Annotated in this window: 17 protein-coding genes; 15 read left to right on the top strand and 2 right to left on the bottom strand. The window is 66.4% G+C overall.

Annotated features, from left to right (window positions below; genetic code table 11):
• The first annotated feature begins 8 nt into the window (after positions 1-8).
• The 9 genes from ATO9_RS11005 (at position 9) to ATO9_RS10965 (ending at position 10,948) form a co-directional block, all read left to right on the top strand.
• Positions 9-1,085, top strand: a complete 1,077-nt coding sequence (locus ATO9_RS11005; RefSeq protein ID WP_043748395.1) for a branched-chain amino acid ABC transporter permease — start codon at positions 9-11, stop codon at positions 1,083-1,085.
• Positions 1,082-1,957 (top strand): alpha/beta fold hydrolase, encoded by an 876-nt coding sequence (locus ATO9_RS11000; protein WP_043748393.1) that lies wholly within the window; start codon positions 1,082-1,084, stop codon positions 1,955-1,957. Before ATO9_RS11005 ends, ATO9_RS11000 begins: the two co-directional genes overlap by 4 nt.
• A 173-nt stretch (positions 1,958-2,130) precedes the next feature.
• Positions 2,131-2,802: a GntR family transcriptional regulator gene (locus ATO9_RS10995; RefSeq protein WP_043748389.1), complete on the top strand. Its 672-nt coding sequence runs from the start codon at positions 2,131-2,133 to the stop codon at positions 2,800-2,802.
• Positions 2,803-2,835: 33 nt separating this feature from the next.
• Positions 2,836-3,852 (top strand): ABC transporter substrate-binding protein, encoded by a 1,017-nt coding sequence (locus ATO9_RS10990; protein WP_043748388.1) that lies wholly within the window; start codon positions 2,836-2,838, stop codon positions 3,850-3,852.
• A gap of 313 nt (positions 3,853-4,165) precedes the next feature.
• Complete coding sequence (locus tag ATO9_RS10985) at positions 4,166-4,933, top strand: ABC transporter ATP-binding protein (RefSeq protein ID WP_043748387.1); 768 nt, start codon at positions 4,166-4,168, stop codon at positions 4,931-4,933.
• Entirely contained in the window at positions 4,926-5,768 is an 843-nt protein-coding gene (locus ATO9_RS10980) for an ABC transporter permease (RefSeq protein ID WP_043748385.1), read from the top strand. The genes ATO9_RS10985 and ATO9_RS10980 overlap by 8 nt, the downstream gene beginning before the upstream one ends.
• Positions 5,765-7,030 carry an FAD-dependent oxidoreductase gene (locus ATO9_RS10975; RefSeq protein ID WP_043748383.1) on the top strand — a complete coding sequence of 422 codons (1,266 nt, stop codon included), beginning with the start codon at positions 5,765-5,767 and terminating at the stop codon, positions 7,028-7,030. The genes ATO9_RS10980 and ATO9_RS10975 overlap by 4 nt, the downstream gene beginning before the upstream one ends.
• 58 nt (positions 7,031-7,088) lie before the next feature.
• Positions 7,089-8,984: an FAD-binding monooxygenase gene (locus tag ATO9_RS10970; RefSeq protein ID WP_043748381.1), complete on the top strand. Its 1,896-nt coding sequence runs from the start codon at positions 7,089-7,091 to the stop codon at positions 8,982-8,984.
• On the top strand, positions 8,981-10,948 hold the full coding sequence (locus ATO9_RS10965) for an acetoacetate--CoA ligase (protein ID WP_043748379.1): 1,968 nt from the start codon (positions 8,981-8,983) through the stop codon (positions 10,946-10,948). The genes ATO9_RS10970 and ATO9_RS10965 overlap by 4 nt, the downstream gene beginning before the upstream one ends.
• 104 nt (positions 10,949-11,052) lie before the next feature.
• Here the strand turns inward: ATO9_RS10965 and ATO9_RS10960 are convergent, their stop codons facing one another.
• Positions 11,053-12,348 (bottom strand): flavin-dependent oxidoreductase, encoded by a 1,296-nt coding sequence (locus tag ATO9_RS10960; protein ID WP_043748378.1) that lies wholly within the window; start codon positions 12,346-12,348, stop codon positions 11,053-11,055.
• Between the two features lie 606 nt (positions 12,349-12,954).
• Here ATO9_RS10960 and ATO9_RS10955 point away from each other — a divergent pair.
• Genes ATO9_RS10955 through bfr form a run of 4 tightly spaced genes read left to right on the top strand, consistent with a single transcriptional unit; the run spans position 12,955 to position 15,460 of the window.
• Entirely contained in the window at positions 12,955-13,395 is a 441-nt protein-coding gene (locus ATO9_RS10955; protein WP_043748376.1) for a hypothetical protein, read from the top strand.
• Positions 13,396-13,416: 21 nt separating this feature from the next.
• The gene (locus ATO9_RS10950; RefSeq protein ID WP_043748373.1) at positions 13,417-14,679 is read left to right on the top strand and encodes an imelysin family protein; all 1,263 of its coding nucleotides are present in this window, start codon (positions 13,417-13,419) and stop codon (positions 14,677-14,679) included.
• Between the two features lie 53 nt (positions 14,680-14,732).
• A complete protein-coding gene (locus ATO9_RS10945; RefSeq protein WP_043748371.1) occupies positions 14,733-14,978 on the top strand; it encodes a (2Fe-2S)-binding protein in 246 nt (81 codons plus the stop codon).
• Positions 14,975-15,460 (top strand): bacterioferritin, encoded by a 486-nt coding sequence (gene bfr, locus ATO9_RS10940; RefSeq protein WP_043748368.1) that lies wholly within the window; start codon positions 14,975-14,977, stop codon positions 15,458-15,460. The genes ATO9_RS10945 and bfr overlap by 4 nt, the downstream gene beginning before the upstream one ends.
• 145 nt (positions 15,461-15,605) lie before the next feature.
• Here the strand turns inward: bfr and ATO9_RS10935 are convergent, their stop codons facing one another.
• Positions 15,606-15,962: a VOC family protein gene (locus ATO9_RS10935; protein ID WP_043748365.1), complete on the bottom strand. Its 357-nt coding sequence runs from the start codon at positions 15,960-15,962 to the stop codon at positions 15,606-15,608.
• A gap of 120 nt (positions 15,963-16,082) precedes the next feature.
• On the opposite strand from ATO9_RS10935, the gene ATO9_RS10930 reads away from it, so the two are divergent.
• On the top strand, positions 16,083-16,829 hold the full coding sequence (locus tag ATO9_RS10930; RefSeq protein ID WP_238318726.1) for a helix-turn-helix transcriptional regulator: 747 nt from the start codon (positions 16,083-16,085) through the stop codon (positions 16,827-16,829).
• Between the two features lie 199 nt (positions 16,830-17,028).
• Positions 17,029-17,895, top strand: a complete 867-nt coding sequence (locus ATO9_RS10925; protein WP_043748362.1) for an aldo/keto reductase — start codon at positions 17,029-17,031, stop codon at positions 17,893-17,895.
• The last annotated feature ends 287 nt before the right edge of the window (positions 17,896-18,182 follow it).

Below are 18,182 nucleotides of genomic sequence, written 5' to 3'. Positions count from 1 at the left end.
GGCCCGACATGAACGCTATTCCTTCGACCCAGGGCTCCGTGATCGTGAAGGCCGCCGTGCTGGTGATTGCCGCGCTCCTGCTGTTCGCCCCGTTCCTGTTCCAGGATGTCCGCTCTCTCGAGGTGGCCGCCCGGATCTGCGTCTTCATCGTGCTGGTGGCCAGCTATGACCTGCTGATCGGCTATACCGGCATCGTCAGCTTCGCCCATACCATGTTCTTCGGCTTCGGCGCCTATGGCGCGGCCATCGCGCTGAAACAGATGGGGCCGGGCTGGGACGCGGTGGCACTGGGCGCCGTGGCCGGCATGGCCGTGTCGCTGGTGGTGGCCGTGGCCGTCGGGCTGCTGTCGCTCAGGGTCAAGGCGATCTTCTTCGCCATGATCACCCTCGCCACCGCTTCGGTCGCGCTGGTCCTGGCCTCGCAGCTGTCGCAATTCACCGGCGGCGAAGACGGGATCACCTACCGCTCCCCGGACATCTTCAAGACCGCGACCAAGCTGTTCGTGGACGAAGAAGGCAAGGTCGTGCGCATCTTCGGCGTGCGTCTGAATGGCAAGCTTGCGGCCTATTACTTCGTCTTCTTCACGTCGCTGGCGATGTTCCTCTTCATGCTGCGCCTTGTCGGCTCGCCCATCGGCACCGTCCTCAAGGCCATCCGCGAGAACGAGGCCCGGGCCGAGGCGATCGGCTACCGCGTCGTCGCCTACCGCACCTTCGTCTTCGTCATCGCGGCGCTGCTGGCCTCGCTCGCCGGGACGGTCTACGCGATCTGGCTGAAATATACCGGGCCCGACACGACGCTCAGCTTCGCGATCATGATCGACATCCTGCTGATGGTCGTGATCGGTGGCATGGGCACCATGTGGGGCGCGGTGATCGGCGCGGTGTTGATGGTCATGGCGCAATACTACCTGCGCGACCTGATGGGCACGGCGGCCGAGGCGACGGCGAACATCCCGCTGCTGCCCGAGGTGCTGAACCCCGACCGCTGGCTCTTCTGGCTGGGGATCATCTTCATCCTGCTGGTGTATTTCTTCCCCAAGGGTATCGCCGGCACCATCGCGCAGAAGGGGGCACGGGCATGACCGGCCTTCCGGTGGACACCGCAGGGAACGGCCCGCGCTTCGCCTATGTCCCCGTGCTGGATCACGAAATCCACGTGACCGAATGGGGCGATCCGTCCGCCCCGCCGTTGGTCATGTGGCACGGGCTGGCGCGGACGGGGCGGGATTTCGACGAAACCGCCGCGGCCCTGTCCGACAGCTATTTCGTGCTCTGCCCCGACACGATCGGGCGCGGCCTGTCCAGCTGGTCGGAAAACCCCGAGGCCGAGCATTCGATCGAATATTACTCCGGTATCGCCGCCGACCTGCTGGACCATTACGGCATCGACCGCGCGGCCTGGCTGGGCACCTCCATGGGCGGGCAGATCGGCATGCGCATGGCCTCCGGCCCGCTGGCCGACCGGCTGTCCTGCCTGATCATCAACGATATCGGCCCCGAGGTCCCGCAGGAGGCGATCGACCGAATCCTCGCCTATGCCTCTTCCGCGCCGCGCTTCGCCACGCTGCGCGAGGCCGAGGCCTGGTTTCGGTCGGCATACACGCCCTTCGGACCCGCCTCCGAAGGGTATTGGCGGCGGATGACACGCACCTCCGTGCGGCGGACGGGGCAGGGGACCTTCACCCTGCATTACGACCCGCGCATCACCGTGCAGTTCACCGCCTCGCCGCAGGAAATGACCACCTGGGACCGTTGGGAACGGATCACCCTGCCGACCCATGTCATCCGCGGCGCGACCTCGGACCTGCTGACGCCCGGTATCGCGGAGCGCCTCGCAGGTTCAGGCCCGCGCCCCGCAGTGACCGAGATCGCGGAATGCGGCCACGCCCCCACGCTGACCCGCCCGCAGGACATCGACCTGCTGCGTGGCCTGCTGGCGGACATGACCGGCTGACCTCGGCTCCCCCCGTTATTCGACCGACACGATCCAAGCGCAGCGCCACCCCTCCGGTCGGCGCTGCCTTGCGTTCGGCCCGACATTTTGCCCCCGCATCTGACACTGACCGGCCGGTTGACAAGACTGTCCAACACCTCCAGAAATCTCCAACGTTTTGGGAGGAGCGCCAGGTGATTTTCCGACGCGAGGAAAAAGAGGACGACACCGTCGTCACCATGCTGGCCTCTGCCCTGCGCCGCGACATCTCGTTCGGGGCGCTGCAACCCAACCAGAAACTCAAGATCGAAGCGCTGCGCCAGCGCTATGGCGGGTCGAACCATTCGATGCGGGAAACCTTGCGGATGCTCTCGGCCGAAGGGCTGGTCGAGGCGACGGCGCAACGCGGCTTCCGCGTCACCTCCGCGACAGAAGAAGACCTCCGCGACATCACCCTGGTGCGCAGCCAGATGGAACGCGTCGCGCTCACCCTGGCCATCGCCCATGGCGATACCGGCTGGGAGGGGCGCGTGATCGCTGCCCACCACGCCCTGCGCAAGGCCGAGGACCGGGTCGCCCGGGACCCCGACGACCTGACCGCGCTGGAATGGGACGAGGCCTGCCGCGCCTTTTCCGCCACCCTGATCGAGGCCTGCCACAGCCCGCGCCTCATCGACCTGCACCGCAAGTTCTTCGACCAGAGCCGCCGCTTCCGCCTGGCGCTGCTGCGCGAGGGACGGCTCGACTTTCCCGCCCGCGCGGCGCGGCAGCGCGCGCTGCTTGACGCCGTGCTGGCGCGCGACACCGAAACCGCGGTCGCGATCCTGGACCAGGATATCGCGGCCGAATTGAAGACGGGGGGCTAACCCCCGAAACCCAGATCATAGGGAGGAGACCAGATGATCAAGCTGAACCGCCGTCAGGCACTTATCCTCGGTGGCGCTGCCGCCACCACCGCGCTGGCCGCACCGGCCATCGCCCAGAACACCAAGATCAAGGTCGGCGCACTGCGCTTCACCTCGCATTCCGGCAGCTTCGTGGCCAAGGATCGCGGGTACTTCGCCGATGCCGGCCTCGACGTCGAGCTGGAATTCTTCCAGGCCGCCCAGCCCATGGCCGTCGCCATCGCCTCGGGCGATATCGACTATGCCGTGACCGCGATTTCCGGCGGCCTGATCAGCCTTGCGCAGAAGGGCGCGATCAAGGTGATCGGCGGCGCGCTGATCGAGGAAGAGGGCATCGACGGCCAGCAGATCCTCGCCTCCGACGCGGCGTATCAGGCCGGTGTCACCAGCCCCGCGATGCTGGACGGCAAGGCCTATGGCGTGACCCAGACCGGGTCGTCCTTCCACTATGTCGGGGACAAGATCGCCCAGGCCGAAGGCATCTCCATGTCCTTCAAGCCGCTGCAGAAGGTCGGCGCCGTGATCGGCGCGATCAAGTCGGGCCAGATCGACGCCTGGAACATCGTGCCCCACATCGCCAAGCCGCTGGCCGGCTCGGGCGCGGTGCATATCATCGGCGCGGTGCAGGATTACCTGCCGGGCTACCAGACCACGACCGTCTTCACCTCCACCGACAATGCCGAGAACCAGCGCGACAAGACCGAGGCCTTCCTCGCCGGGTTCTCCAAGGGGGTGACCGACTACAACTCCACCATGATCGACATGGCGGATGGCGAGGCCGGCGTCGACGAGATGGTCAAGCTGATCCATCAATACGTCTATGCCGACCGCCCCTTCGAAAAGGCCAAGCCGTCGATCGTGAACGGCACGATGCGGATCAACGAGGGCGCCAAGCTGAACATGGCCTCCGTCCAGGATCAGCTGGAATGGTTCAAGGCCGGCGATTACGTCGACCAGGGCGTGACGATCGAGGACCTCGTCAACACCTCCTATGTCGAGACGATGAGCTGATGAGCCGGGCAGGGACCCTCTCTGCCCCCTCGCACGGGACCTGCGGGTCCCGTGCCTTTGCTTGCGCATGGACCGCTGCCACCCCATACGCCCAATCACCAGCCGCTACCATGGCACGGGCTGAAAGCCCGGGCCGCGCCCGACCCTCCCCCCGGGAGGGCGCATTGGCGATGACCTGTACAGCTCGAACAACACCGCTGCTTGAATGCGCACCCCCAGCCGACGCCCACCAAAGCGCCCAGCCAGGGTCGGGCGCGTCCCTCGATTTCGCAGCAGCGCACGCAATCACCTCACCCAGACCACCGGAGGCCACATGGACATAAGGCTGGAAAACATCAGCCATTCCTATGACGATTTCGAGGTGATGCGCGACATCACCCTCGACATCCCGGATGGCAGGATCGTCTGTATCGTCGGCCCCTCCGGTTGTGGGAAATCCACGCTGCTGCGCTTCATCGGCGGGCTGGAACGGCCCAGCCAGGGCCGTGTCGTGCAGGTCGGCAACCCGCCCGAGGGCTGCCTGAACCCGCTCACCTACATCTTCCAGGATTTCGCCCTGCTGCCCTGGCGCAGCGTCGAGGGGAACATCTCCCTCGTGCTCGAGGATCACGGGATCAAGGGCGCCCGCGCCCGCGCGATCATCGACGACGTGCTGGCCCGGACCAAGCTGAGCGATTTCGCCAAGGCCCTGCCGAAACAGCTCTCCGGCGGCATGAAACAGCGCGTCGCCATCGCCCGCGCCCTGGCGGTCAAACCCGCCGTCATGCTGATGGACGAACCGCTCTCCGCGCTCGACAGCCAGACGCGGGAATTGCTGATGGACGACCTCGTCAGCCTCTGGACCCGCCAGCCCTTCACCGCCGTCTACGTCACCCACAACCTGGCCGAGGCCGTGCGCCTGGGCCACCGGATCGTCGTGCTCTCGCGCCGTCCTGGCCAGATCCGCGAGATCGTCGAACTCGACACGCCCCTGGGCGAGCGGGAATACGGCGACCCGGAACTGGAACGGCAGCAGAAACACCTCTGGCAACTCATGCGCGACGAAGCCCGCGCCGCCGATGCGGAGCTGATCAATGTCTGACGCCACCCTCGATACGATCCCCGCCACCAAGGCCAAGCCCGAGGACGGCACCGCCCGCCCGGTCAGCTTCCGCGGTGGCGGCTTTGCCCCGAAACCGCGCCGCTGGGTCGGGCTCGTGGTCTTCCTCGTCCTGATCGCCATCGCCGAATGGGGCACGCGGGCAGGCTGGATCTCCGCGCTGACCCTGCCGAAACCCTCGGACGTGCTGCAAACCTTCCAGGAGCTCTACGCCTCGGGCCTGCTCTTCAAGCATCTCGGCCCGTCGCTGTCGCGCCTCGCGGTCGGGGCGGCGCTCGGCGTGTCGCTGGGCGTGTCGGTGGGGATCCTGATCGGGCTCTTTTCCTACATCCGCGCGGGCATGGTCCCGCTGGTCGCGGCGCTTTTCCCGATCCCCAAGATCGCGCTGCTGCCGCTTTTCGTGATCTGGTTCGGCATCGGTGAAGGGTCGAAATACGCGCTGATCGCCTTCGGCACCTTCACCCCCACGGTCGTGGCCACCTATGGCGCGGTCGACAACGTGGACCGCACTCTGATCCGCATGGGGCAGAGCTTCGGGCTCTCGTGGTTCTCCATCGTGCGCAAGATCGTGCTGCCCGGCGCCATGCCCGGCATCCTGTCGGGGCTGCGCATCAGCCTGGCCATCGCCATCATCCTGCTGGTCGCAGCGGAAATGCTGGGCGCGGAATACGGCATCGGCGCCTATATCCTGCAAGCCGGGTCGCTCTATGACCTCGAACGTCTGTTCGCGGGGGTGGTGATCCTGTCGGTGCTGGGCGTGCTGGTCAGCGGCGCCATCGCCATCATCGAACGACGGCTGCTGGGGTGGCGGACATGAGCACCGATTACGACGTCATCGTCGCCGGCGGCGGCACAGCCGGCACCGCCGCGGCCATCGCGGCCGCCCGGGACGGCGCGCGCACCCTGCTGATCGAACGCCATGGCTGCCTTGGTGGCGCGGCGGCGGTGCGCAACGTGCTGACGCTCTGCGGGCTCTACACGCTGGGCGAAACCGCCCACCAGGCCGTCGGTGGCATCCCCGGAGAGGTGATCGACCGCCTGCGCCAGTTCGACGCCATCACCCCGCCGCAACGCTTCCGCGGGGTCTTTGCCACGTTCGAGCCGGAGGCGCTGAAGCGCATCTTCGACCAGATGACGGAAGAGGCCGGGGTCGACACCCGGTTCGGCGCCTTCGTCACCGGCGCCACCCGCGACGGCGACCGGATCGCGTCAGTCCGCTATGCCGATCATGGCGGCGAAACCACGGTCACCGCGGGGGCCTTCGTCGATTGCACCGGCGATGGCGACATGGCCGCCCATGGCGGGGCCAGCACCCGCTACGGCAACGAGGACGGGGTGAACCTGGGCACGCTCGGCACCCGGTTCGGCGGCATTCCCAAGGGCGTCACCGTCACCGCCCAGCAGATCTCGGACGCGGTGGCGGCGCGTGGCTTCCCGCCGGGCACCGTGACCAAGGATCGCTGCGTGATCGTCCGGCTGCCCTTCTCGGGGGACATGGTTGTCTACCTCGCCTCCGCAGATTACGACCCGCGCGATGCCGGGTCCCTCAGCCGGGCCGAGGCCGACACCCGCCGCCAGGCCTGGGCATACCTGACCGCGATCCAGACGATCGAGGGCTGCGAGGGCGCCTACCTCGTCTCCACCGGGCCGGAAATCGGCACCCGCGAATCCCGCCACCTGAATTGCCGCACCCGCCTGACCTGGGACGACATCGCCAGCCGCCGCAGCTTTGACGATTGCATCGCGCTTGGCGCCTGGGGCGCGGAATGGCATGACCGCGACAGCTTTGTCAGCAGCTTCGATTACCCGCCCGACAAGGCGACCTACCAGATCCCGCTTTCGTGCCTGCATTCGGTCGACACGCCCAACCTCTTCTGTGCCGGACGCCTCGCCGATGGCGACCGCAAGGGTGGCGCGGCGATCCGGGTCATGGGCACCGGTATGGCCACGGGGCAGGCGGCGGGTATCGCCGCATCGCTGACCGCAGGCGGGGCGTTCTCTGCCGTCGAAACCATCGACCGCCTGCGCGCGGCCGGTGCCTTCCTCACGCCCGAGCAAACTTTTCCCGTTCCGGCTTGAGCCCCGCGCCAAACAGGTGCAAGAACTGGAATGCGTCTGATCAGAGGGAGGGGTTTCGATGCAGTTTCACCTTGATGGGTTCCGCACGGGCGACCCGCGCGTCAAACCGGCCGCCCCAAACCTGCCCGAGGGCATCCCCGACCAGGTCGATGTGCTGATCGTCGGCTGCGGCCCCGCTGGCCTGACGCTGGCGGCGCAATTGTCGGCCTTTGCCGGGATCTCGACCATGATCGTCGACCAGAAACCCGGGCCGCTCGAACTGGGGCAGGCCGACGGCATCGCCTGCCGCACGATGGAGATGTTCCAGGCCTTCGGCTTTGCCGAAAAGCTGATGCAGGAGGCCTACTGGGTCAACGAAACCACCTTCTGGAAACCCGATGACGACCAGCCGCGCCATATCGCCCGCTCGGGCCGCATCCAGGATGTCGAGGACGACCTGTCGGAATTCCCGCATCTGATCCTCAACCAGGCCCGCGTGCATGATTTCTACCTCGAGGTGATGCGCAACTCCCCCCGCCGGCTGGAGCCGCTCTACAACCGGCAACTGACCGACCTCAGCCGCGACGACAGCGCCGAATACCCGATCACCGCGCGCTTCGACACGCCCGACGGCGAACAGGTCGTGCAGGCCCGCTACGCCGTGGGCTGCGACGGCGCGCGCAGCACGGTGCGCAAATCCATCGGGCGGCAGCTGACCGGCGACGCGGCCAACCAGGCCTGGGGCGTGATGGACGTGCTGGCGGTCAGCGACTTCCCCGACCTGCGCTTCAAATCGGTGATCCGCTCGGCCAGCGAGGGCAACATCCTGATCATCCCGCGCGAGGGCGGATACCTCGTCCGGCTCTATGTCGAGATGGACAAGCTGGCCGCCGATGAACGCGTCGCCAGCCGCAACATCACTTCGGATCAACTGGTCTCGGCGGCGCAGCGCATCCTGCATCCCTACACGCTCGACGTGAAGGAAATCGCCTGGTGGTCGGTCTACGAAATCGGCCAGCGGCTCTGCGACAAGTTCGACGACAGCACCGGCCCGGCCCAGACCCCGCGCATCTTCATCGCGGGCGATGCCTGCCACACCCACAGCCCCAAGGCGGGGCAGGGCATGAACGTGTCGATGGGCGACACCTTCAACCTGGGCTGGAAACTCGCCGCCGTGCTGCGCGGCCAGGCGGACCCGGACCTGCTGCACAGCTATTCCGCCGAACGCCAGGGCGTCGCCGCCGACCTGATCGATTTCGACCGCCACTGGGCCAAGCGCTTTTCCGAAGAGGCAGGCGGCGACCAGGCCGAAGGCACGGATGCAGCGCTCGATGCCGCCGCCTTCCAGGATTACTTCGCCAAGCATGGCCGCTACACCGCCGGCACCGCCGTGCAATATGCCCCCTCCGCGCTGGTCATGGAGGACAGGCACCAGGCGCTGGCCACCGGGCAGGTGATCGGCAAGCGGTTCCATTCGGCCCAGGTGATCCGGCTCGCGGATGGCAAGCCGATGCAGCTGGGCCATGCCGCGCTCGCGGATGGGCGCTGGCGGCTCTATGCCTTCGCCGGATCGCAGGACCCCCGCGACACCGACAGCCCGCTCTGGCAACTCTGCGAGGCGCTGGCCACCGACCCCGCCCTGCCGCTGCTGCGCTACACGCCCGAAGCCGCCGATATCGACGCGATGATCGACCTGCGCGCCGTCATCGGGCAAAGCCACCATGACGTGAACATCGACGACCTGCACCCGCTGCTGAAACCGGCGAAAGGGCGCTACGGCCTGCCCGACACCGAGAAGGTCTTCACCCCCGATCGGAAATCCGGCATGGATATCTACGACATGCGCGGCATCGACCCGGAGGAGGGATGCCTGCTGATCGTGCGCCCGGACCAGTACGTTGCCGGGATTTTGCCCCTGACCGACACCGCCGCCCTCGCGGCGTTCTTCGACGGGGTGCTGAGGAGGACCGAATGACAGACGCCACAGACCGCCCCATACTTTGGACCCCCAGCCCTGAACGCGCCCAGGCCAGCCGCCTGGCGCAGTACCAGCGCTGGCTCAAGGACAATCGCGGTCTGGATTTCGCCGATTATCAGGACATGTGGGAATGGTCGGTCAGCGACCTCGAAGGGTTCTGGACCTCGATCATCGAGTTCTGCAACCTCCCCGTCGCCGGCTGGACCGAGGTGCTGCCGGAACGCAAGATGCCCGGCGCCGATTGGTTCCCCGGTGCCACCACCAACATGGCCGCGCAGATCCTGCGCCACGCCCAGGACAAGCCCGACGCCACCGCGCTGGTGCTGCAATCGGAAACCTTCGGCCGTGAGGAAATGACCTGGGCACAGCTGCGCGACCGCGTCGGTTCGGTCCAGGCGGCCCTGCGCGCCATGGGCGTCGAACGCGGTGACCGGGTCGTCGCCGTCCTGCCCAACACCCAGGATGCGCTGGTCGCCTTTCTGGCGACGATCGGGCTGGGCGCCGTCTGGTCGCTCTGCGCCCCCGACATGGGCCATACCGCGATCATCGACCGGTTCCGCCAGATCGACCCCAAGGTGCTGATCGCCCAGGACGGCTATGTCCATGCCGGTCGCCAGATCGACCGCCGCGAGGTGATGGAGGGGATCGCCGCCGAACTGCCCGGCCTGACCCACAAGGTCATGGTCCCGGTGCTGGGCGACGGTGCGGGCTGGACGCTCTGGTCCGACCTGATCTCGGCCCCGCAAAGCCCCCGGATCGAGATGGTGGATTTCTCGCACCCGATCTGGATCGTCTATTCCTCCGGAACCACCGGCAATCCCAAGCCCATCGTGCACGGCCATGGCGGCGTGCTGCTGGAAGGGTCCAAGCAGGCCCTGCACCAGGATATCGGCGCCGAGGATCGGTTCTGCTGGATGACGTCCTCGGGCTGGATCATGTGGAATTCGCAATGGAACGCCATGGCGCAGGGCGCGATGGTGGCGATGTTCGACGGCGCCGCCAACCACCCCGACATGTACGAGGTCTGGCGCATGGTCGCCCATGAACGCCTCACCTATTTCGGGGCCGGAGCGGCCTTCTTCATGGCCTGCCAGAAGGCCGGTATCCGCCCGGGGGCCGAACTGGACCTCTCCGCGCTCGTTTCCCTCGGCTCCACCGGCTCGCCGCTCAGCCAGGAGGGCTACGACTGGATCTATTCCGAGGTCAAACAGGACCTCTGGCTCGCCCCGATCAGCGGCGGCACCGACCTTGCGGGCGCCTTCGTGCTGGGCAACCCGATGATGCCCGTCCGCGCCGGCGAAATGCAGTGCCGCGCCCTGGGCAATGCCGTGCGCGCCTTCGACGAGGCCGGGACCGAGCTGATCGGCGAGGTCGGCGAACTGGTCTGCACCGAACCGCTGCCCTCCATGCCGCTCTTCTTCTGGGGCGACGAGGACGGCTCTCGCCTGCATGAAAGCTATTTCGACACCTATCCCGGCATCTGGCGCCACGGCGACTGGATCGAGATCACGCCCGAGGGCGGTTCGGTCATCTACGGCCGCTCCGACGCCACGATCAACCGGCGCGGCCTGCGCCTCGGCTCGTCCGAGATCTACCGCGCGGTCGAAGGCCTGGACGAGGTCATGGACAGCCTCGTCATCGACCTCGAATTCCTGGGTCGCGACAGTTTCATGGTGCTCTTTGTCGTCCCGGCCGAGGGCGTCGCCTTCGACGAGGCGCTGACCGAAAAGATCCGGCTCTCGATCCGCAATGCCGTCTCCGCCCGCTTCCTGCCGGACGAGATCGTGCAGATCGCCGACGTCCCGCGCACCCTGTCGGGCAAGAAGCTTGAGGTCCCGGTCAAGAAACTGCTGCTCGGGGGCGATCCTGAAAAGGTCGTGAACCGCGATTCCATGGCCAATCCCGACAGCTTCGACGCCTTCCTGCGCTATGCCGAAACCCGCGCCGAACTGGCTGGGTGAGGCATCCGCCCTTTTACCCCCGGCGAACTCCCTAGGCAGGGCCGCGTCAAACGCAAGCCACGCATCGCCGTGCCGGGGGGCGACCTACAGCCTTGAGCCCGCGCTCACCCCGCCATTTCCCCTGCAACCCGCGCGCCCGGCGCGATGGTCGGCGGGGCTTCGTTCAGGGTCTGGATGGCGAAACCGGCCGCGCGTTTGTAGACGGACATGAATTCCTCGCGCTCGGCCTTGGGCACCACCGCCTCGATATCGTCGAACTCGCCGCCGCAGCGCTCGTCGATCAGGTTCAGCAGCCCGAACGGCCCGGCGCCCCGGTTGCGCAGCACAAGCGCCGACACCTTCTCGCACAGCTCCGCATCGAAGGCTGACAGGGCCGCCGGCGTCACGCCATGCGCCAGCATCTGAGCGCCGATCACGCGGGCGTCGATGATCGCCTGGCTCGCCCCGTTCGATCCGGTCGGGTACATCACATGGGCCGCGTCGCCCATCACTGCCACCGCGCCATCGACCCAGGACGGGATCGGGTCGCGGTCGATCATCGGGTATTCCCAGACATTCTCGGCCCCGTTCAGCAGGGCGGGCACGTCCAGCCAGTCATAGGTCCAGCCCTCGAAATGATGCACGAATTCCTCGTGCCGCACCTGCCGGTTCCAGTCGCCCGACCGCCAGCCCTCGGAATTGTCGAAGGTCACCTCGGCGATCCAGTTCATCGTCACCAGCCCGGTGTCGGGATCGGGATGCGAGATCGGATACAGAACCATGCGGTGATGATGCGTGCCCAGCCCGACAAAGGAGGACCCTGTCCGGATCGGCTTCGTCTGCGTCGTGCCGCGCCACATCACCGCGCCGCCCCACTGGATCGGCGGCTGATCGGGATACATCTGCGCGCGCACCGCCGAATGCAGCCCGTCCGCGCCGATCAACACCCGGCCCGCGACCTCCTCGACCCGGCCATCCTTGTGCTCGACCAGCGCCGTGACGCCATCCGCGCCCTGCCGGTAGCCGGCGACGCGCGCGCCCAAGGTGACCGCCTCGGCTCCGGCGCGGGCGCACAGCTTGTCATAGAGCATCATCTGCAGCGCCCCGCGATGCACGGCATATTGCGGCCAGTTGTAGCCCGCGGCCTCGCCACGCGGTTCGGCATAGACCTCCTGGCCGCGCAGGCCGACCAGGGCCCATTCCTTGGCGGGCAGGCCGATCCGGTCCAGGTCGTCGCGGGTAAAGCCCAGGTCGAACAGCTCCCGCACCGCATTGGGTTGCAGGTTGATGCCGACGCCCAGCGGGCGCAGGGTTTCCACGGTTTCGAACACCCGTGCGGGCACGCCGATCTGGTGCAGCGTCAGCGCAAGGGCCAGCCCGCCAATGCCGCCGCCTGCAATGAGAACCTCGTTCCCGGCCATCCCGTTTCCCCCTCGTGCCCATGCAAAATCGCGCGTTTTTAGCAAAGGGGGCCGGGAAATCAACCGTGTAGGGGAGGGGGAAGGGGGCATCTTTCCTGGGTCTATGTCCTGAAGTCCCGCCCGGCGGGCACCGCCGGGCAGCGCCGCATCGACCGGCAGCGGATTGCAAAGCAATCCGCGAGAGGGGCCCGCCCCCGTCGCGCCAGTGGCGCGCCAGCATGATCCGGACCACCTTTGGTGGGACGGGCGGCGCTATTGCGCCACCCCGCGGGCCGGCGCTGCCCTCATCACTTCGACCATACGAGAGATTATTGTCCGAAAATCGCGCCTGCCTGCGCCGCGACGCAATGCCTCTACCCGCATGCCTCCAACTGCGCCAAGTTTCGCCATGCCGAAAATTACCAAGCTAAGCCAATGCATTGACCGCCAGGCACACCACCCCAAGCCTCCTCAAACCCCACCTGTCAACGTCCGACTAAAAAAGTCGGAATTGACTTCACCGACCAAAAAAGTCAGGAAAGCCGTGACGGAATCGAAACGGCTCCAAGACGATGACCCAAATCCAGACCCGGCCCGCCCAAACGGCCCGAACCCAAGGCAACCGCCATGCGGCATGATCGCGGCGCCAGCCCTGTCGGCCAGATCTCCCAGCTTCCGGGGATCGAGGCCTGGTGGGTCCGCGCCCTGCGCCTGTGGTGCGACGGGCCGGACGGGCAGGCGGCGCTTGGCCAGCAGGTGATCGACCGCATGGGCGTGGCCCGGGCCGAGGCCTTCATGGACCGGTTCCAGGACCTCATGTCGATGGTCATCCAGACCGCGCGCCGCCCGCTCCTGCGTCACAGCCTGGGCTGCGATTGCGTCGGCGCGGACGAGGCCGTCTTCGCGCTTTTCTGCGCCACGGCGATCCAGGGCGAACGCGAGGATGCGATGATGATCGCCTGCCTGCTGCTGCGCGCCGACATGGCGCCGCTGGCCGTCTCGCTGGCCCAGACGCTGGGCCTCGACCTCGACCGGTCGGCGCCGCCTCCGGGCACCCGGCTCAACTGAATTTCAAGAACAGGACCCCTCATGACCAAGATGCTTCGCACAGCCACCTGCCTGACCCTCGGGCTCGCCACGCCGCTCATGGCGCAGGACAAGCCTGCCGTCCTGTCCACCTATGCCGACATCGCCCAGGCCGCCTATACCGACAGCCTGACCTCGGCCCAGACGCTGAAGACAGCGGTCGAGGCGCTGATCAACGCGCCTTCCGCCGAAACCCTGGCCGCGGCCCGCACCGCCTGGATCGCCGCCCGCGTGCCCTACCAGCAGACCGAGGCGTTCCGTTTCGGCAATGCCATCGTCGATGACTGGGAAGGCAAGGTGAACGCCTGGCCGCTGGACGAAGGCCTGATCGACTATGTCGACACCACCTATGGCGGCCCGACGGACGAGAACCAGTTCGCGGCGCTCAACGTCGTGGCCAACCCGACCTTCACCCTGTCGGGCGAAGAGATCGACGCCACCGCCATCACCCCCGAGCTTCTGGCCGACACCCTGCACGAGGCCGACGAGGTCGAGGCGAACGTCGCCACCGGCTACCACGCGATCGAGTTCCTTCTCTGGGGGCAGGACCTGAACGGCACCGATCACGGGGCAGGGGACCGGCCCTATACCGACTACGCCACCGGCGAGGAGTGTACGGGCGGCAATTGCGACCGCCGCGCGGCCTACCTGATCGCCGCGACCGACTTGCTGATCTCCGATCTCGACTGGATGGCCGCGCAATGGGCCGAGGGCGGTGAGGCCCGCGACACCCTGCTGGCCGACCCCGATGCCGGGATCGTCGCGATGCTGACGGGGATGGGCTCGCTCTCCTACGGCGAACAGGCCGGCGAACGGATGAAGCTGGGCGTGATGCTCAACGACCCCGAGGAAGAGCACGACTGCTTCTCCGACAACACCCATAACAGCCATTACTATGACGGGCTGGGCATCCGGAACGTCTACATGGGCGAATATGTCGGCATCGACGGCCGCGTCGTGACCGGCACCTCGCTGTCCTCGCTGGTGGCCGCCGCCGATCCGGCCGTGGACGCCGAACTGCGCGCCGCGCTCGACCACACGATGGGCGAGCTGGGTCAGCTCAAGGCCGCGGCCGAGGGCGGGTTCTCCTATGACCAGATGCTCGAACGCGGCAACGAGGCCGGCGAGGCGATCATCATGTCCGCCGTCCAGGCCCTGGTCGACCAGACCGCCTCCATCGAACGGGTCGTCACCGCGCTGGACCTCGACCAGATCGGCTTCGAAGGCTCCGACAGCCTCGACAACCCGAACGCCGTCTTCCAGTAATCCCACCTGCCACGGGCCCGGGTCTCGCTGACCCGGCCCGACCGGAGCCCCCCATGATCGTCTGCCATTGCAACGCCATTTCCGACCGGGACATCCACGCCGCCATGGACTGGATGCGCGCCGCCGACCCCGAAACGATCATCACCCCCGGCAAGGTCTACCGTGCCCTCGGCAAGAAGCCCGATTGCGGCGGCTGCCTGCCGCTCTTCATGGACACGATGGGCCGGTCCGACAGCCTTGAAGTTCCCCTCATCTTGCGCAACCTTAGGAGGACCCAACCCGGAAGGACGGCAAAATGAAGGGCGATCCCAAAGTTATCGATTTCCTCAACGATGCGCTGCGCAGCGAGTTGACGGCGGTCAGCCAGTATTGGCTCCATTACCGCCTGCAGGAGGATTGGGGCTTCGGCCACCTGGCCGCCAAGTCCCGCGAAGAAAGCATCGAGGAAATGCACCACGCGGACAAGCTGATCGAACGGATCATCTTTCTCGAAGGGCATCCGAATCTGCAAAAGCTCGACCCGCTCAAGATCGGCGAGACGCTGAAGGAAACGCTCGAATCCGACCTCGCCGCCGAACATGGCGCCCGCGATCTCTACATGACCGCCCGGCGCCATTGCGAAGAGGTGGGCGATTATGTCTCCAAGAACCTGTTCGAGGCCCTGATCGCCGACGAGGAAGGCCATATCGACTTCCTCGAAACCCAGCTCGACCTCTACGAGAAACTGGGCGAAGAGAAATACGGCCAGCTGCAGGCGAAACCAGCCGACGCAGCCGAATAAGCGGCCGAATAAAGGGCCAAACAAGATCGAAGGGGCCGCAGATGCGGCTCCACATTTTCATCAGACCCCGCCCGGCGGCAACGCCCGGCAGCGCCGCATTGACGGGCAGCGGAGTGCAAAGCAATCCGCGAGAGGGGCCCGCCCCTCAATCGGACAGACACAGCTTGTTGCCGTCCAAATCCCTGACATAGGACGAAAATTTCGGCCCCCGCTGTCCGGGCGCGCCTTCGCAGGTGCCGCCCAGCTCCAGCGCGCGGGCATGTATCCGCGCTACGTCCTCGGCATCGCCGACGCAGAACCCGATCATCGTGCCATTGCCGACCGTCGCGGGCTGCGTGTCGAAGGGGATCGCGGCCGCAAAGGCGAAATCCGCGCCCATCCAGTAGGTCATGCGGTCCGAGGGAGCAAAGCTCTGCAGGCCCATGCCGTCGAAGAGCGCGTCGTAAAAGCCTTTCGCGGCGGCCATGTCATTGGTGCCGACCACGGCGTAATTCAGTTTCATAGGTCTTGATCCGGTTCCTGTTTCCTACAGACGACGCCCGCCAGGGTCCGGGACCGCCCGCGCACGCCGCCTGACCCGGCTCATATTGTTAAACCGGACATTTTATGTCCTATTTGTTTCATGTCCCGATCCAGCGCACATGACAGGATGCGGCGGCTGGAATTGCTGGCGGTTCAGCTCAAGCAGGACAGCCATTGCACCATCGCCGACCTCGCCCGACAGCATGGCGTCAGCACGCGAACCATCGCGCGCGACCTGTCGCTGATGCGCGAACAGGGCATGCAGATCGACGCGGATCGCGGGCGCGGCGGCGGTGTACGGCTGGACCGGAACTGGGGCGTGGGCCGGTTGAACCTGGCCTATGCCGAGGCGGTCGATCTGCTCATCAGCATCGCCGTGGCCGAACAGATGCAATCGCCGATCTTCCTCGCCAGCCTCGGATCGGTCCGGCGGCAATTGGTGGCGTCCTTCTCGCCCGAGAAACGCAGGCAGGTGGACCGGCTGAAATCCCGGATCATGATCGGCAGCACGGCCTCGACCTTCGTCCAGGCAGGTGTCCACACAGGCGCCGACGCGCCGCCCGACCGGGTCGTGCAGGCCCTGCACCAGGCCTTCATCACCCAGACCGAGCTGCAAATCCGCTACCGGCGGGAGGACGGTCAGACGTCGGACCGCCAAGTCGCGCCGCATTACCTGCTGCTGAAATACCCGGTCTGGTACGTGGTGGCCTTCGACCGGACCCGCGATGCCCCGCGCACCTTCCGCTGTGACCGTATCTTGTCGGCGCAGCGGACGGACAAGGCCTTCTCCTTGTTGCCAAAGGACTTTTTCGAACCCTCGATCACGGGCGACGACCTGTCAATCTGACCCGCCCATGCGCGGGGGTGGCCTAAAGTTCCATCCCGATTGATGAAGCTCCCTCATGAGTACCTTGATAATCACGCCGGTTATCAAGTTCGCCCACTTGCCCCACATACCCCTCAGACGACGCGGCAAGGCCCCGCCGCCTGGGGCTTCGGCCCGTCCAACGCATTCGGCCTGCGGGCCATGAAGAAAGGAAGATCAGATGACCACTCTGAACGAAACCTACACCCTCTCCAACGGCGTCGAGATCCCGAAACTCGGCCTCGGCACCTGGATGATCGAAGACAACGACGTGGCCGAAGCGGTCCGCAAGGCCGTCGATCTCGGCTACCGCCACATCGACACCGCGCAGGCCTACCAGAACGAACGTGGCGTCGGCGAAGGCGTGCGCAGCGCCAGCGTCCCGCGCGACCAGCTGTTCGTGACCACGAAGCTGGATGCCGGCATCAAGGATTACGACGGCGCCAAGGCCGCCATCGACGCGTCGCTGGAAACGATGGGCCTCGACTATATCGACCTGCTCATCATCCACAGCCCGCAGCCCTGGGAAAACTTCGCCGGCGAAGACCGCTTCTTCGAAGGCAACCTCGCCGCGTGGAAAGCCATGGAAGAGGCCTACGAGGCCGGCAAGCTGCGCGCCATCGGCGTGTCCAACTTCGAGAAACAGGACCTCGAGAACCTGCTGGAAAACGCCAAGGTCAAGCCGATGCTCGACCAGATCCTGGCCCACGTCTCGAACACCCCGTTCGAACTGATCGACTTCATCCAGGGCAACGACATGCTGGCCGAGGCCTATTCGCCCATCGGCCACGGCGAAGTGCTCGACAATGAAGAGATCAAGGGCATCGCCGGCAAATACGGTGTCTCCGTGCCGCAGCTCTGCATCCGCTACCTGCTGCAACTGGGCCTGCTGCCGCTGCCCAAGACCGGCAACCCCGATCACATGAAGTCGAACGCCGATGTCGACTTCACCATCTCCGACGAGGACATGGAGGCGCTGCGCAACGCGACGCCGATCGCGGATTACGGCGATGCCAGCGTCTTCCCCGTTTTCGGCGGCAAGATGTAAGCGCTTTCCCTGCCTGTTGCCCGCTCTCCTCTCCTCCCTGTGGGGTGGCGGGCAGGGATCGGCCCCATGCGGGTCAGATGCGCCGCGAGGATCCTCCCCCTCGCGGCGCGACTGCGTTTTTCGGGGGGCTGGTACGGGTTTTGCGGGGAGTGGTTCGGCGGAAAAGGGTTTTGGGCCGGGCGCCGACCCGGCCGAAAATCCACCGACCGGATACCGACGCGATACCGACGTAATACCGACGTGCCGTTCGGTGGGTGTTGCGGGGGTCGCCTGGCCCCTCCGACAGC

Origin of the sequence: Pseudooceanicola atlanticus (assembly GCF_000768315.1) — a bacterium.
In the GTDB taxonomy this organism is placed as follows: Bacteria; Pseudomonadota; Alphaproteobacteria; order Rhodobacterales; family Rhodobacteraceae; genus Pseudooceanicola; species Pseudooceanicola atlanticus.
This window is presented reverse-complemented; position numbering and strand designations above follow the sequence as displayed.

What these genes read in the sequence shown, in the direction of transcription:
- ATO9_RS10945 (WP_043748371.1), top strand. Translation starts at nt 14,733, where the DNA reads ATGATCGTCTGCCATTGCAACGCCATTTCCGACCGGGACATCCACGCC.
- ATO9_RS10985 (WP_043748387.1), top strand. Translation starts at nt 4,166, where the DNA reads ATGGACATAAGGCTGGAAAACATCAGCCATTCCTATGACGATTTCGAG.
- ATO9_RS10930 (WP_238318726.1), top strand. Translation starts at nt 16,083, where the DNA reads ATGTCCCGATCCAGCGCACATGACAGGATGCGGCGGCTGGAATTGCTG.
- ATO9_RS10970 (WP_043748381.1), top strand. Translation starts at nt 7,089, where the DNA reads ATGCAGTTTCACCTTGATGGGTTCCGCACGGGCGACCCGCGCGTCAAA.
- ATO9_RS10955 (WP_043748376.1), top strand. Translation starts at nt 12,955, where the DNA reads ATGCGGCATGATCGCGGCGCCAGCCCTGTCGGCCAGATCTCCCAGCTT.
- ATO9_RS10950 (WP_043748373.1), top strand. Translation starts at nt 13,417, where the DNA reads ATGACCAAGATGCTTCGCACAGCCACCTGCCTGACCCTCGGGCTCGCC.
- bfr (WP_043748368.1), top strand. Translation starts at nt 14,975, where the DNA reads ATGAAGGGCGATCCCAAAGTTATCGATTTCCTCAACGATGCGCTGCGC.
- ATO9_RS10975 (WP_043748383.1), top strand. Translation starts at nt 5,765, where the DNA reads ATGAGCACCGATTACGACGTCATCGTCGCCGGCGGCGGCACAGCCGGC.
- ATO9_RS11005 (WP_043748395.1), top strand. Translation starts at nt 9, where the DNA reads ATGAACGCTATTCCTTCGACCCAGGGCTCCGTGATCGTGAAGGCCGCC.
- ATO9_RS10965 (WP_043748379.1), top strand. Translation starts at nt 8,981, where the DNA reads ATGACAGACGCCACAGACCGCCCCATACTTTGGACCCCCAGCCCTGAA.
- ATO9_RS10935 (WP_043748365.1), bottom strand. Translation starts at nt 15,962, where the DNA reads ATGAAACTGAATTACGCCGTGGTCGGCACCAATGACATGGCCGCCGCG.
- ATO9_RS10980 (WP_043748385.1), top strand. Translation starts at nt 4,926, where the DNA reads ATGTCTGACGCCACCCTCGATACGATCCCCGCCACCAAGGCCAAGCCC.
- ATO9_RS11000 (WP_043748393.1), top strand. Translation starts at nt 1,082, where the DNA reads ATGACCGGCCTTCCGGTGGACACCGCAGGGAACGGCCCGCGCTTCGCC.
- ATO9_RS10960 (WP_043748378.1), bottom strand. Translation starts at nt 12,348, where the DNA reads ATGGCCGGGAACGAGGTTCTCATTGCAGGCGGCGGCATTGGCGGGCTG.
- ATO9_RS10990 (WP_043748388.1), top strand. Translation starts at nt 2,836, where the DNA reads ATGATCAAGCTGAACCGCCGTCAGGCACTTATCCTCGGTGGCGCTGCC.
- ATO9_RS10925 (WP_043748362.1), top strand. Translation starts at nt 17,029, where the DNA reads ATGACCACTCTGAACGAAACCTACACCCTCTCCAACGGCGTCGAGATC.